Genomic DNA, 13,906 nt, shown 5'->3' with positions numbered 1-13,906 from the left:
CAGGCAATGGCGGCTAAGCCCATCCCCCTCTGGCCTGCCGGCCATCTCCCCCACAAGGGGGGAGAATATTGCCGCTGGCCACTGGTTCCTACCGAAAGGTTTCAGCAAGTGGAACGCTGCCGTGGAGGCACGGATCGTGCCACTCCTTTTCTCCCCCCTTGTGGGGAAGATGGCCGGCAGGCCAGAGGGGGTGCGCGGAACGCAAGCCTCAAAGGGACGTACAGGGACCCAGAAAGACGGAAGCCAGATGATAGGCAAGCTCAAAGGCACCATCGACGAAATCGGCGAGGACTATGTCGTCCTCGACGTTCAGGGGGTCGGATATGTGGCCTATTGTTCGGCCCGCACGCTCGCCAGGCTCGGCTCGGCCGGTGAGGCTGCGGTGCTTTTCATCGAGACCTATGTGCGCGAAGACCAGTTGAAGCTTTTCGGCTTTCTGTCGGTCCTCGAGCGCGAATGGTTCCGCCTGCTGCAGACCGTCCAGGGAGTGGGCTCGAAGGTGGCGCTGGCGCTGCTTTCGACGCTGACACCCGGCGAACTCGCCAAAGCCATCGCGCTGCAGGACAAAACGTCGGTGGCGCGCGCGCCAGGCGTCGGACCGAAGGTGGCGGTGCGCATCGTCACCGAGCTGAAGAACAAGGCTCCGGCCTTTGCCGGCGACATGGCCCCGACGATCGGCCTCAAGCAGGAACTGAGCGAGGGAGTTGCCTCTGCTCCCGTCGCCGATGCGGTGTCGGCGCTCACCAATCTCGGCTATTCACGCGACCAGGCGGCGAACGCGGTCGCCGCGGCCTTGAAGAATGGCGGCGAGGGGGGTGACAGCGCCAAGCTGATCCGCCTGGGATTGAAGGAGCTGGCGCGCTGAGGCGGGAAGCCTTTCTGCAGCCACAATGGAATAGGAGTGAGGGTGTGCGCGATCGCACTGGATTGACTGCCGCCCGCGCACTAAGGTTGGGACACGCGGGGGCGAAATCGAGCGGCCGCGCGATCCATCCCGCAACGGAAGTTTGAGATGACTGAAGCCGCACGCCTGATTGCGCCGGAAAAGCGGGGCGAGGACCTCGATGCGACGCTGCGCCCGCAGTCGCTCGACGATTTTACCGGCCAGGCGGAAGCGCGCGCCAATCTGAAGATCTTCATCGAGGCGGCCCGCAACCGCGGCGAGGCGCTCGATCACGTTCTCTTCGTCGGCCCGCCCGGTCTCGGCAAGACGACGCTCGCGCAGATCATGGCGAAGGAACTCGGCGTCAATTTCCGCTCGACCTCCGGCCCGGTCATCGCCAAGGCCGGCGATCTCGCGGCGCTGCTCACCAATCTCGAAGAGCGCGACGTGCTGTTCATCGACGAAATCCACCGGTTGAACCCGGCGGTCGAGGAAATCCTCTATCCGGCCATGGAGGATTTCCAGCTCGACCTGATCATCGGCGAAGGGCCGGCGGCGCGCTCGGTGAAGATCGATCTTGCCAAGTTCACGCTGGTGGCGGCGACGACGCGCCTCGGTCTCTTGACAACGCCGTTGCGCGACCGCTTCGGCATCCCGGTGCGGCTCAATTTCTACACGGTCGAGGAACTGGAACTGATCGTCCGTCGCGGCGCGCGGCTGATGGGCCTCGGCATGACCGATGAGGGCGCGCGCGAAATCGCCCGCCGGGCGCGCGGCACGCCGCGCATCGCCGGCCGGCTGCTGCGCCGGGTGCGCGACTTCGCCGAGGTGGCGCGGGTCGAGGCCGTGACGCGGGAGCTTGCCGACGAGGCGCTGACGCGGTTGCTGGTCGACAATATGGGACTTGATCAGCTCGATCGCCGTTACCTGACGATGATCGCCCATAATTTCGGCGGCGGCCCCGTTGGCATCGATACGATCGCGGCCGGCCTATCGGAGCCGCGTGATGCGATCGAGGATATAATCGAACCCTATCTGATCCAGCAGGGTTTCATCCAGCGCACGCCGCGCGGCCGCGTGCTGACGGCGAACGCCTGGAAGCATTTGGGGCTCAATCCGCCGAAGGATGTCGAGGCGGCCCAATTTCGTCTGACACTCGAGGAGGATTGAGATGATCACCCGCCGCGACTTCATGAAAGTTCTCGGCGGCGGTTTCGCCAGCGCCATGGCAATCGGCGGCTATGCCTTTGCCTTCGAGCCGCTGGCGCGGCTGAACGTGACCCGCTACGAGCTGACGCCGCCCGGCTGGACGCCGGGCTTGAAGCTGCGTGTCATCGCGCTCGCCGACATCCATGCCTGCGAGCCCTGGATGTCGGCGCGGCGGATTGCTTCCATATGCGAGCGCGCCAATGCGCTTGGCGGCGATATCATCGTTCTTCTTGGAGACTATGCGTCCGGCATGAATCTCGTCACCCGCTATGTCCATTCGAGCGAGTGGTCGAAAGCGTTGTCGACGCTTCAAGCTACGCTCGGCGTCCACGCGATCATGGGCAATCATGATTGGTGGGAGGACAGGAACGCCCAGAGGAACGGCGGCGGCGAAACCTTCGGACATCGCGCCCTGGCCGAGGTCGGCATCCCGGTCTACAGCAACCGCGCCCTCCGGCTGGAGAAAGATGGTTTCGGCTTCTGGATCGCCGGGCTCGAGGACCAGCTTGCGCTTCTGCCGGGCAAGAAATGGAAGCGCAGCACAATGGGCGGGCTCGACGATCTCGGCGGGACGCTGGCGCAGGTGACTGACGAGGCGCCAGTCATCCTGCTTGCGCATGAGCCCGACATCTTCCCGACGGTACCGCCGCGGGTTTCTTTGACCCTTTCGGGACATACCCATGGCGGGCAGGTGCGGTTTATCGGCCACTCCCCGGTCGTGCCTTCCCGCTTCGGCGATCGCTACGCCTATGGCCATATCGTCGAGGAGGAGCGCAATCTGATCGTTTCGGGCGGACTTGGTTGCTCGATCGCGCCTGTTCGTTTCGGCGTACCGCCGGAGATCGTCGTCGCCGACCTGGGCTGAGGGGGCCCGACCGCATGGCTTAGGCGCGCGGCCGAATGGTGTATTTCGGTGGCGCCGCGTGCTCGCAATGATTCAGCAAGGATAGAGCCGGCGGCGACGATGGGCGAACTTTCCTTTGCCTGGGCCGCCTCCGTGAAGGCGGCCGGACGTTTGAAGTCCATCTGAAGGAGGGAAAAGTGCATGCTGGCGCGGCGTGGATTCCTCAAGCTCCTGGGCGGACTGGTGATGGCGGGATTTGGGACGACCGCCTATGCCATCGGCATCGAACCGTTGCAGCGGCCGCTTGTCACGTCCTATGCCGTGAAGCCTGCCAACTGGCCGACAGGGCTAAAGCTCAGGATCGTCGTTCTGGCGGACATCCATGCCTGCGAACCGTGGATGCCGGTACGCCGGATTGCCAGCATCTGCGATCAAGCCAGTGCGCTTGGTGGCGATATCATCCTCCTACTCGGCGATTACATGAGCAGTCTGCGTCTGACCGGTTTCGTCGAACCAGCCCGTTGGGCCGAGGCATTGGCGCGACTGAAGGCGCCGCTCGGGGTCCATGCGATCATAGGCAATCACGACTGGCTCAACGATCCGGTGGCCAGCCTAGCCGGGCACGGTCCGACCCTGGCGCACACGGCGCTCGCCGGCGTCGGTATCCCCGTCTACGACAATCGCGCGCTACGCCTCGAAAAGGACGGGCATCCCTTCTGGCTTGCCGGTCTGTCGGATCAGCTCGAGCCCTCCTATCCGGCGTCGGACGGTGCCGGTATGATCGACGGGCTCGATGACCTGCCCGGCACTCTGGCGGGCATTGACGGTGGCGATCCGATCATTCTGATGGCGCACGAACCCGATATCTTCGTCGACGTGCCCCGGTGCGTATCGCTGACGCTCGCCGGCCATACCCATGGCGGGCAGGTGAGGTTTTTGGGTTATGCGCCGCTCGTTCCGTCGCGATACGGCAACCGCTACGCTTATGGGCATATCATCGAGGACGATCGCCATATGATCGTCTCAGGCGGATTAGGTCTTTCGAATTTGCCGGTGCGGATCGGATCGCCGCCGGAGGTCGTTGCCATCGACATAGGCTAGGGCATCGGCCCGAAAACCGGACTAGATTTTCGGAAGGCTCGTAGATTCAAAGGGTTACAGCGACCTTTGCGCGTCTGAAAAGACGCGCGGCGCTGTAGCGCCATCAGGAAGGTGTCGGGCTGCCATCCCCGGCCCGGTTACGGTTGCGAGTGAGCGCAGCGTCTCCAGTATCGTGGGAAGCGGCTGTTTCCGCTGCGCCTCTTCGGTGCCGGTATTGACGAGGGACTGATAGATGAGGACGATGCCGGGGGTGAACGACCGCTTGCAGATGCCGCGCGTCAGGCATCGTGTGGCTCCTACCCTGGCGTTTCCAGCGTCAGGCGAGCAGACTTCTGACCGTTGCCTGCAATCGCTCCCGTCCGCCCGGCTGCCAGCCAAGGGCCCGGATCTTCTCGGTATTCATGCTATTGAATGCCGCCAGCGCGGCCGGGCCCGGAAGGGGGTGAGGACACCCGATGATATTCTGAACCATTGCCAGGATGCCACGATTGTCGATGAGGACATCGGAGACGTTCATCACGCCGCCCTGCAGGCGATCCAGTGGTGTTTGGAGGGCAAGGCGCACGGCAGCGGCCACATCCTCACCATGCACTTCCGTGCCGGCACGTGGCGCGATGACGCGGCCCGAGAGATAGTCATCGAAAAGCGGCTGCCATTTGTGAGCAGCGCCTTCGTCGGGTACGCCGTAGACGCCGGTCACACGCAGGCTCACAGTCTTGAATGCGGCTGTGCCCAGTGCGTCGAGTTCGTTTTCGGCTTCCAGCTTGAGCGCGCCATAGAGGCTATCGGAATTGCAGGGCGTATCTTCAAAGAGGTCTGCTCCCGGCGGCTGCTCGCCATAGACGGCCCGGCTCGACAGGAAGACGCAACGCTTCACCCCCTCATTGCGAGCCGTCTGAAACAGTCGGACGGAGCCATCGAGATTGCTGCGGCGAAAACCCTCGGGATCATTGCCTTCACCGCCACGATAGCGACCGGCGACATGCTGGAAGGCGGCATGGACGAAATGGTCGATGTGGCGGAAGGCGCCGCCCTGGTCGATATCCGGGGCGAGCGCGAGCGGGACGAAGGCGACAGGCTTCGAAAACAGGGCGCTTGCGGGTGGCGTGCGGCCGCCGACGACCACTTCATATCCGCTCGCTATCAGGTGCTCGACGATGAAGCGGCCGACGAAGCCGGTGCCGCCGGAGACGAGGACGCGGGTCATGGCAGCGTGGAGCCGGTTTGCGGCGGGCTCGGCAGAGTGGCTAGGTGAGGAACATTCTCGCCCGTCAGGTAGGCATGCCAGAGGTCGATCAGCGGCCGCAGCACGTCCGCACGCGGATGGTCCTTCTCCCAAGGCTTCTCGTATTGGTAGTGCAGTACGCCGATCGATCGCCAGTCCCACAGTTCCGGCAGGTTGAACCAGACATATTGCAGCATGTTCATCGTCACCGGCAGGCCGTGCCAGTCGGGAAAGAAGCTCTGCAGGAAGGTCTGGTCGGTGCGCGGCCAGAAGGCACCCGGCGCGTCGAGTGCCGCCAGCATGTTTTCGAAGGTCTCGAGCGACGGCTTTGCGACGAAAACGCCTGAATTCAGCCGATAAAAATCGGCGAGGCTCTCATAGACGTTCGGCGCGGCGGAAAACTCCGGATAGAGGAAGAGCTTGTCGATATTGCGCAGCACGAGCGCGTCGGCATCGATGAAGACGCAGCGCTGATATTCGACCAGCTGCCAGAGGCGAAGCTTGCAGAAATTGTCGAGCGGCGAGTGGAAGTCGGGCTTGCGTCCCTTGGTGAAGGGCGCAAGCTCGTGGACGTTGCGGCGCTGATGCCGGGCGTTGAATTCGTCCGAGAGCGGCAGCAGCTCCGTTTCGATCAGGCGACAGTCGAATTCCGTCAACGGTTCGAGGGCGACGGGCTCCACGCCGCCCGTGTAGAGCACGACGATATCCGCCGGCGTCCGCGTCAGGCGGATCGACCGCAACAGGGCCCGCGCGCCGAGCGCATAATCGGCATTGGTGACCAGCGTCACGAAAGCATCCTGGGCGGCGGCCGGGGAACAGGGGAGGCCTCCCTCCGGATGGGGCGTCGCAGGGTTCATGAGACGGATTTCAGCCGTTTGCCTTCGGGATCATGGTTGATCAAGGGGGCGATGTCCTTCGTCCAGGCGGAGACGGCCGGCACGCGCGAACGGTCGACGCGGTAGGCGAATTTCTTCGCCACGTCGACGATCTCGGAAAGCAGCCCGTCCTGGAGGCGGATCGGATCGAGCCCGAGCGCCAGGAACTTCTCGTTGTGCACGACGAGATCATTTTCGGCCGCTTCCTTGCGCGGATTGGGCAGCCAGGCGATCTCCGAGCCGGTCATCCTGGCGATCATCTCGGCGAGATCGCGGACGCGGTGCGTTTCGGTCATCTGGTTGAAGATTTCCACCCGGCTGCCGCGCGCGGGCGGGCTGTTGAGCGCAAGCTCGATGCAGCGCACCGAGTCCTGAATGTGGATGAAGGCACGGGTCTGGCCCCCGGTGCCGTGAACCGTCAGCGGGTAGCCGATCGCCGCCTGGATCAGGAAGCGATTGAGCACCGTCCCGTAGTCGCCGTCATAATCGAAGCGGTTGATGAGCTGCGGATGACGGCGCGTCTGCTCGGTATGGGTGCCCCAGACGATGCCCTGGTGCAGGTCGGTGATTCTGAGGCCGTCATTCTTCGCATAGAACTGGAAGAGCAACTGATCGAGGCACTTGGTCATGTGGTAGATCGATCCCGGATTGGACGGGTAGAGGATCTCCTGGCTGACCGTCTCGCCGCCCATGGTCTCGATCCCGACCGGCAGGTAACCTTCGGGGATCGCCGCGCCGATCGTCGAATAGCCGTAGACGCCCATGGTGCCGAGATGGACGAGATGGGCGTCGAGGTCGAGTTCGACCAGCGCGTTCAGGAGGTTATGGGTTGCGTTGACGTTGTTGTTGACGGTGTAGTTCTTGTGGCGGTCGCTCTTCATCGAATAGGGCGCGGCGCGCTGCTCGGCGAAATGCACGATCGCGTCGGGGCGATGTTCGGAAAGCCAGTTCTTCAGGAGCTCGTAGTCGCGGGCGAGGTCGATCAGGTTGAAATGGATGCGACGGCCGGTCTCCGCGTGCCAGATGCGGGTGCGCTCCTGGATGGAATCCATCGGGGTCAGGGATTGCACCCCGAGCTCCGTGTCGATCCAGCGGCGGGAGAGGTTGTCGAGAATGTGGATGTCGTGGCCCGCATCGGACAAATGCAATGCGGTGGGCCAGCCGACAAAACCGTCGCCGCCGAGGATTGCCATCTTCATGCACGATTCTCCTGATCGGGAAGGGACACGGTGACCTGATAGGATAGGATTGTGACAAAGCTGCAATGCTTGCAAATGTCTTTTTGTTCCTGCACAGGAAAAGCGAAAATCCTCCCGGAGAATGCCATGTCACTGATTTCGCTTGCCGGCGAGCTGACCGAGACCGGCCACAGTTTGATCCAGCGGGTCTATTACGAGGACACCGATTTCTCCGGCGTCGTCTACCACGCCCGCTACCTGCATTTCATGGAGCGGGCGCGAACGGATTATCTGCGGTTGCTGGGCGTGGAACAGGCCTCACTCGCCATCGAGGGGGATGCGGAAGGCCTCGTTTTCGTCGTTCACCGCATGGAAATCGACTTCAAATCGCCGGCCCGGATGGACGACATCCTGACGATCGAGACCACCACCGAGAAAGCCGGAGGCGCCAAGATGGTGCTGCAGCAGGAGATCCGTCGCGCCGGCGTGCTGCTGATCGCCGCCAAGGTGATCATCGCCGTTATCAATGGACAGGGCAAACCGCGGCGCCTGCCGGAGGCGCTGGCGACGAAGTTCCTGGCGGCGCAGAGAGCGCCCGCGCAACCGGGCTAACCGATTGCCGAGCCCAGCATCTTCTTCGTCAGCGACTGCTTGATCTCGCCGACTTCCCGCCACGGATCGGTGCCCGTCTCGATGCGCTCCAAGATGTCGGCGATGTGGAAGCTGTTGGCGGCCCCAAGCCGCTCGAGCTCGTCCCAGCCGACCGGCGTGGCGACGGGCCCGCCGGCGCGGGCGCGGGTGGAATAGGGGGCGATCGCGGTCGAGCCGCGGTCATTCCTCAGCCAGTCGATGAAGATCCGTCCCTTGCGCTTCGCCTTCGACATGGTGGCGACGAAATGCTCCGGGTCGCGCTCGGCAAACGTTTGTGCAATGCGCTTGGCGAAAGCTTTCGCCTCGTCCCATTCGGCATTAGGTCGAAGCGGCACTATGACATGGACGCCCTTGCCGCCGGTCACCATGGCAAGGGTCTCGAGGCCAATGCCGGCAAGTTCGTCGTGCAGCGTGGCGGCGGCCGCCTTGACCGTGGCGAAGTCGACGCTCGGATCGGGATCGAGGTCGAAGACGAGGCGATCGGGTTTTTCCAGCCGACCGATCGTCGCCCCCCAGATGTGAAATTCGAGCGTGCCCATCTGCACGGCGGAGACCAGGCCCTTGGCGTCGTGGACATACATGTAGTTTTCGGTCTCGCCCGATGCCTCGGTGATCGGCACTTCGCGGATCGCCTCCGGGAAGCCGTCGCTGGCGTGTTTCTGATAGAAGCAGTGCCGCTCACCGCCCTGCGGGCAGCGCACCAGCGAAAGCGGATGATCTGCTGCAAACGGCAGCATCTGATCCGCGACGACGGCATAGTAGCGGGCAAGATCGATCTTGGTGATGCCCTGCCCTTCGAAAAGGATGCGCTCGGGGTGCGAGATCCGGACGCCGAGGACGTCGGCGTCGCCTTTGCTGGACGACGCCTTACTCGTCTCGGCGGTGGATTTGCGCTTTGCGGCTTTCGGCGCGGCGTCTGTCGGCTTCGTTGTTTCCAGTTTCACGGCCGTGGCCTCCTTGTCCTCGAGCAATCCCGCGAACGAGCGTTGCGAATGTGTCCGTCGGCAATGCGGCGAAATCCACCTCCGCCACCAGCCGGCATCAGCGCTTGCGAGCTTCGCCCTTCTCGGCAATCGCGCCTGCCTTTAGATTTGCGGCGGTGCTCCTGTTGGAATGCCAGACGCGGGCCTTTTTCTCGCACTTGCCTCGAGCGATCTCGTCCATTGTGCGGCCGGTGACCACGCTAGTAAGATTCCCCTGGATCAGGCTCTCGCCGTCCTCAGAGGCGATCTCGTCGGTTTCCTTGACGAGCAGCCAGTTTTCCCGCTTGTCGCCGTCGCGCTTCCGCATGCGCTCGAGCGCCCAGCCACCTTTCATCCGGCCGCCGTGCAATTTGAAGGAAAGCTTGCCCTTCCTCAGAGCCTTCGTCGGGTCGTCTTCCGGCTCCCACCAGCCTGTGTCCCAGAGCATCACCGTGCCGCCGCCATATTCTCCTTCCGGTATCGTGCCCTCGAAGTCTCCATAGGCGAGGGGGTGATCCTCGGTGCGCACGGCAAGGCGCTTGTCTCCCGGGTTGAGACTGGGGCCGCGCGTGACCGCCCAGCTCTTCAGCACGCCCTCCCATTCGAGGCGAAAGTCGTAGTGCAGGCGTGTGGCGTCGTGCTTCTGGACCAGGAAGCGCTTCCGGTCACCGCTGGTCCGCGCGACCTTGCCCTTGGGCTCGCGTGTCTTGGTGAAGTCGCGGCGCCGGTTGTATTCGGAGAGCGGTTCGTTTCGAGCGGCCATGGGTGATCCCAAACCGATTCCGGTTCGGCTCCGAAACGTGCAAGAGCCGGCGAAGTTCCTTGCCGTGCCGCCGGCAAGCATCGCTTCGGTAACACTCCCTTAACGATAATAGTGTCTTTATCTGTGTATCAGGATTTGTGCAGTGCACGTCATCCTTTGACCAAAATTGACGGCAAGAAGGCAAGCTGAAGCGAGTATATCGCAATCGCCGCGAATGGCAGCGATGCCGGGGCATTTTGCAGCAGGACGTTTGGGCGACCCGGTCATGAGCATGCGTTGCTCTGCCGGGTGTTTGGATTCGGGGACTGAGATCGATGGAACAGGTTGGATTGGCCGCGACGAGCGATGTGACCCTCTGGTCGCTGTTCATGCAAGCAGGCTTGGTGGTCAAGCTGGTCATGCTGGGGCTGATTGCAGCTTCGGTCTGGACTTGGGCGATCGTCGTCGACAAGTCGCTGAACTACGGGCGCGTTCGCCGCCAGCTGGACAATTTCGAGCAGGTCTTCTGGTCCGGCCAGTCGCTCGAGGAGCTCTATCGTACGCTCTCCGATCGGCAGACGACCGGCATGGGCGCGATCTTCGTCTCGGCGATGCGCGAGTGGAAGAAGAGCTTCGAACGCGGCGCCCGCTCGCCGATCGGCCTGCAGATGCGCATCGACCGCGCCATGGATGTGACGCTCGCCCGCGAATCCGAAACGCTCGAGGCGCGGCTCGGTTCGCTCGCGACGATCGGTTCGGCGGCTCCGTTCATCGGCCTCTTCGGCACCGTCGTCGGTATCATGACCTCGTTCCAGGCGATCGCCGGCTCGAAGTCGACCAACCTCGCCGTCGTTGCGCCGGGTATCGCCGAGGCGCTGCTGGCGACAGCCATCGGCCTGCTCGCCGCTATTCCCGCCGTCATCGCCTATAACAAGTTCACTGCCGACGCCGGCAAGCTGACCGCCCGCATGGAAGCCTTCGCCGACGAGTTCTCCGCCATCCTGTCGCGGCAGATCGACGAGAAGCTGCAACCTTCGCGCCAGGCCGCGCAATAACGACCTTCGGGCACGGAGACGACGCTGATGGGTATGGCAGTAGGCGGAGCCAAGGGGTCGGGCGGCGGGCGCCGTCGGCGCAGAGGCAGGAACGGCACGATCAGCGAAATCAACGTGACGCCGCTGGTCGACGTCATGCTGGTGCTGTTGATCATCTTCATGGTGGCGGCGCCGATGATGACGGTGGGCGTGCCGATCGACCTGCCGGAAACGCAGGCGAAGGCGATGAACGCCGACACCCAGCCGATCACCGTCTCGGTCAATCCGGCCGGCGAGATCTTCCTGCAGGAAACGCCGATCGGCATCGACGAAGTCGTTCCGAAGCTCGAGGCGATCGCCACAACCGGCTACAACGAGCGCATCTATGTGCGCGGCGACACCAATGCCGACTACGGCACGGTGATGAAGGTCATGGCGCGCATCTCGGCGGCCGGCTTTAAAAATCTCGGGCTGGTAACGCTTCAAGAACAGGAAAAGTGATCCCCGGACATGAAGGGCGGTCTTGCTACATCTGCTGTCCTCCACGCCCTGGTCCTCACCTGGGCACTGGTGTCGCTTGGCAGTCCGGCCGAATTCGAGGTCGCGGATGTCGAGGCGCTGCCTGTCGACATCGTGCCGATCACGGACATGACCCAGATCCAGCAGGGCGACAAGAAGGCGCCGGCCAAGGAAAAGGCTTCGCCCGTCCCGACCAAGAAGCCGACGCCGGTCGAGAACGCCGAGAATATCGGTGACAACGACGTCGACCTGAAGACGCCGCCGAAGCCTGCCAGCAAGCCCGTCGAAAACGAATCCGCTGCTGCCCCGGAAAAAACGGAAAAGGCGCCTCCGACACCCGATCCGGTGAAGGAGGAAATCCAGAAGGTCGAGGAGACCAAGCCGGCTTCGGAGCCCGCGACCGAAGTTGCCGCGCTCCCGGAACCGAAGCAGGAAGTCAAGCCGGAGACCAAACCGGAGCCTGCGCCGGCCGAGGAACAGCCCGCCGAGAATCCGGAGGCCGAGGCTTTGCCTGACAAGGTGCCGACGCCCCAGGTCAAGCCGAAGGTGGAAAAGCCGGCCCAGACGGCAAAAACCCCGGAACGAAAGAAGGAAGAGACCAAGAAGGAGCAGAAGAAGGCGTCCTCCCAGAAGGAGAGCGACTTCAACGCCGACGAGATCGCGGCGCTGCTCAACAAACAGGAGTCTTCCGGCGGCGGCGCCAAGCGCTCGACCGAAGAAGCGGCGCTCGGCGGCAAGAAGACAACCAGCGGCAACACGCTTTCGCAGAGTGAAATGGACGCACTGCGCGGCCAGATCCAGAACAATTGGTCGATCATTCCCGGCATGGCCGATGCGGCGGACGTGCGCATCAAGGTGACCTTCCAGCTCGATCAGAACGGTGAGTTGATCGGAGAGCCGGAAGTCGAAGCGACCGGCGGCTCGGAAGCGGCACGCCGGGCGCTTGCCAGCGGTGCGCGACGCGCCGTTCTTAAATCAGCTCCTTTCACAGGGCTGCCCCCAGACAAGTACGATTCGTGGAGCGAGGTGGTCGTCAACTTCGACCCAAGCTCAATGCTCTAGACAGGTTGGGCGCGATGTGAGCGGAAGCCGCGCACAGTTTTCCTCGCCCGCCCAGAAGGATGAAAGGCTGAAAGGCTTTATGGAAATGCTGAGACGCAATCTTCTCCGTCTTTTCACGTTGATGTTCGCAGGCGCGCTTTTTGCTGCGCCGGCAAACGCGGTCGTGGAGATCGACATCAACAAGGGCAACGTCGAGCCGCTGCCGATCGCGATCACCGACTTCCTGCAGGGCGAACTCGCCCAGAAGATTTCCGATGTCGTCGCCGCCGACCTGAAACGCTCCGGGCTTTTTGCACCGATCGACAAGGGTGCCTTCATCGAGAAGATCGCCAACCCCGATGCGGCACCGCGCTTCGAGGACTGGAAGGTGATCAATGCGCAGGCGCTGGTCATCGGCCGCGTGACCCAGGAAGGCGACGGCCGGCTGAAGGCGGAGTTCCGTCTCTGGGACACCTTTGCCGGGCAGCAGATGCTCGGCCAGCAGTTCTACACCCAGCCGGAAAACTGGCGACGCGTCGCTCATATCATCGCCGATGCGATCTATGAGCGGATCACCGGCGAGAAGGGCTATTTCGACACGCGCATCGTCTATGTCGCCGAGAGCGGCCCGAAGAATGCCCGCAAGCGGCAGCTGGCGATCATGGACCAGGACGGCTTCAATGCCCGTGCGCTCACCAATTCCAACGACATCGTGCTGACGCCGCGCTTCTCGCCGAACCGCCAGGAAATCACCTACATGTCTTTCGAGAACCAGCAGCCGCGCGTCTATTTGCTGCAGCTCGAAACCGGGCAGCGCGAAGTTGTCGGCAATTTCCCGGGCATGACCTTTGCGCCGCGCTTTTCGCCGGACGGCCAGCGCGTGATCATGAGCCTGCAGCAGGAAGGCAACGCCAACATCTATACAATGGACCTGCGCTCGCGGACGACAACGCGGCTGACCAACACGGCGGCGATCGACACCTCGCCGTCCTATTCGCCGGACGGCAGCCGGATCGTCTTCGAAAGCGACCGCGGCGGCAAGCAGCAGCTCTATGTCATGGGCGCCGACGGCTCCGGCCAGACCCGCATTTCCTTCGGCGACGGTTCCTATTCGACGCCGGTCTGGTCGCCGCGCGGCGATCTGATCGCCTTCACCAAGCAGTCGGGCGGCAAGTTCTCGATCGGCGTGATGAAGCCGGACGGCTCCGGCGAGCGTATTCTCACGACCGGCTTCCACAACGAGGGCCCGACCTGGGCGCCGAACGGCCGCGTGCTGATGTTCTTCCGCCAGAATGCCGGTGCCGGCGGGCCGCAGCTCTATTCGATCGACCTGACCGGCTATAACGAGCAGCTCATCCAGACCCAGGGCTTCGCCTCCGACCCAGCCTGGTCGCCGCTGATGGAATAGATTGGCCGAAAAGGGATGCGAGCGGCTTTCGCCCGCATCCCGCCTCTCGCATCATTCGTCCACAGGTGCGGCGGGTTTCGTCCACAGGCATGGCGGCAATTGTGGCCGATGTGCCGCTTTCTCGCCGCAAAGTGCTGGTCTAGCAGGCGCCCGACGCAGATTCTCGATTTGTTAACCATAACTGTTGAAAAGCAATTAACCGCTTCCGGTTACAGTCTGGCAACCGTGAATTCA

Annotated in this window: 12 protein-coding genes and 1 pseudogene; 9 read left to right on the top strand and 4 right to left on the bottom strand. The window is 63.1% G+C overall.

Translation table 11 applies throughout. The annotated features are described in order from the left end of the window. Positions 1 to 247 precede the first annotated feature (247 nt). The 4 genes from ruvA to SS05631_RS14995 all read left to right on the top strand — a co-directional run bounded on the left by ruvA (position 248) and on the right by SS05631_RS14995 (position 4,037). Positions 248 to 865 (top strand): Holliday junction branch migration protein RuvA, encoded by a 618-nt coding sequence (ruvA, locus tag SS05631_RS15010; RefSeq protein ID WP_037420048.1) that lies wholly within the window; start codon positions 248 to 250, stop codon positions 863 to 865. Between the two features lie 147 nt (positions 866 to 1,012). Continuing rightward, positions 1,013 to 2,053, top strand: a complete 1,041-nt coding sequence (ruvB, locus tag SS05631_RS15005; protein ID WP_037420045.1) for a Holliday junction branch migration DNA helicase RuvB — start codon at positions 1,013 to 1,015, stop codon at positions 2,051 to 2,053. A gap of 1 nt (position 2,054) precedes the next feature. Beyond that, positions 2,055 to 2,957: a metallophosphoesterase gene (locus SS05631_RS15000; RefSeq protein WP_037420042.1), complete on the top strand. Its 903-nt coding sequence runs from the start codon at positions 2,055 to 2,057 to the stop codon at positions 2,955 to 2,957. A gap of 180 nt (positions 2,958 to 3,137) precedes the next feature. After that, complete coding sequence (locus SS05631_RS14995) at positions 3,138 to 4,037, top strand: metallophosphoesterase (RefSeq protein WP_037420039.1); 900 nt, start codon at positions 3,138 to 3,140, stop codon at positions 4,035 to 4,037. 316 nt (positions 4,038 to 4,353) lie between these two features. Here SS05631_RS14995 and SS05631_RS14990 read toward each other — a convergent pair whose 3' ends face one another. The 3 genes from SS05631_RS14990 to SS05631_RS14980 are packed head-to-tail and all read right to left on the bottom strand — an operon-like array spanning position 4,354 to position 7,336. Further along, the gene (locus tag SS05631_RS14990) at positions 4,354 to 5,244 is read right to left on the bottom strand and encodes an NAD(P)-dependent oxidoreductase (protein WP_037420036.1); all 891 of its coding nucleotides are present in this window, start codon (positions 5,242 to 5,244) and stop codon (positions 4,354 to 4,356) included. After that, the gene (locus SS05631_RS14985; RefSeq protein WP_037420034.1) at positions 5,241 to 6,119 is read right to left on the bottom strand and encodes a glycosyltransferase; all 879 of its coding nucleotides are present in this window, start codon (positions 6,117 to 6,119) and stop codon (positions 5,241 to 5,243) included. The genes SS05631_RS14990 and SS05631_RS14985 overlap by 4 nt, the downstream gene beginning before the upstream one ends. After that, complete coding sequence (locus SS05631_RS14980; RefSeq protein ID WP_037420031.1) at positions 6,116 to 7,336, bottom strand: NAD-dependent epimerase/dehydratase family protein; 1,221 nt, start codon at positions 7,334 to 7,336, stop codon at positions 6,116 to 6,118. The genes SS05631_RS14985 and SS05631_RS14980 overlap by 4 nt, the downstream gene beginning before the upstream one ends. Before the next feature lie 126 nt (positions 7,337 to 7,462). Here SS05631_RS14980 and ybgC point away from each other — a divergent pair, with 126 nt between their 5' ends. Continuing rightward, the gene (ybgC, locus tag SS05631_RS14975) at positions 7,463 to 7,927 is read left to right on the top strand and encodes a tol-pal system-associated acyl-CoA thioesterase (RefSeq protein ID WP_037420028.1); all 465 of its coding nucleotides are present in this window, start codon (positions 7,463 to 7,465) and stop codon (positions 7,925 to 7,927) included. On the opposite strand, the pseudogene ligD reads toward ybgC, so the two are convergent. Then, a pseudogene (ligD, locus tag SS05631_RS14970) lies at positions 7,924 to 9,691 on the bottom strand (DNA ligase D). The gene ybgC and the pseudogene ligD overlap by 4 nt on opposite strands. Positions 9,692 to 10,005: 314 nt before the next feature. Here ligD and tolQ point away from each other — a divergent pair. From tolQ to tolB, 4 genes are all read left to right on the top strand, one after another. Then, positions 10,006 to 10,725 carry a protein TolQ gene (gene tolQ / locus SS05631_RS14965; protein WP_037420024.1) on the top strand — a complete coding sequence of 240 codons (720 nt, stop codon included), beginning with the start codon at positions 10,006 to 10,008 and terminating at the stop codon, positions 10,723 to 10,725. 27 nt (positions 10,726 to 10,752) lie between these two features. Further along, complete coding sequence (gene tolR, locus SS05631_RS14960; RefSeq protein WP_037420021.1) at positions 10,753 to 11,205, top strand: protein TolR; 453 nt, start codon at positions 10,753 to 10,755, stop codon at positions 11,203 to 11,205. 9 nt (positions 11,206 to 11,214) lie between these two features. Then, entirely contained in the window at positions 11,215 to 12,285 is a 1,071-nt protein-coding gene (locus SS05631_RS14955; protein WP_037420019.1) for a hypothetical protein, read from the top strand. A 79-nt stretch (positions 12,286 to 12,364) separates the two neighbouring features. Then, a complete protein-coding gene (tolB, locus tag SS05631_RS14950; RefSeq protein WP_086022754.1) occupies positions 12,365 to 13,672 on the top strand; it encodes a Tol-Pal system beta propeller repeat protein TolB in 1,308 nt (435 codons plus the stop codon). Positions 13,673 to 13,906 lie beyond the last annotated feature (234 nt).

It is taken from the genome of Sinorhizobium sp. CCBAU 05631 (genome assembly GCF_002288505.1).
Classification (GTDB): domain Bacteria; phylum Pseudomonadota; class Alphaproteobacteria; order Rhizobiales; family Rhizobiaceae; genus Sinorhizobium; species Sinorhizobium fredii_C.
Note: the sequence above shows the minus strand (reverse complement) of the source record. Positions and strands in the feature narration are given on the sequence as shown.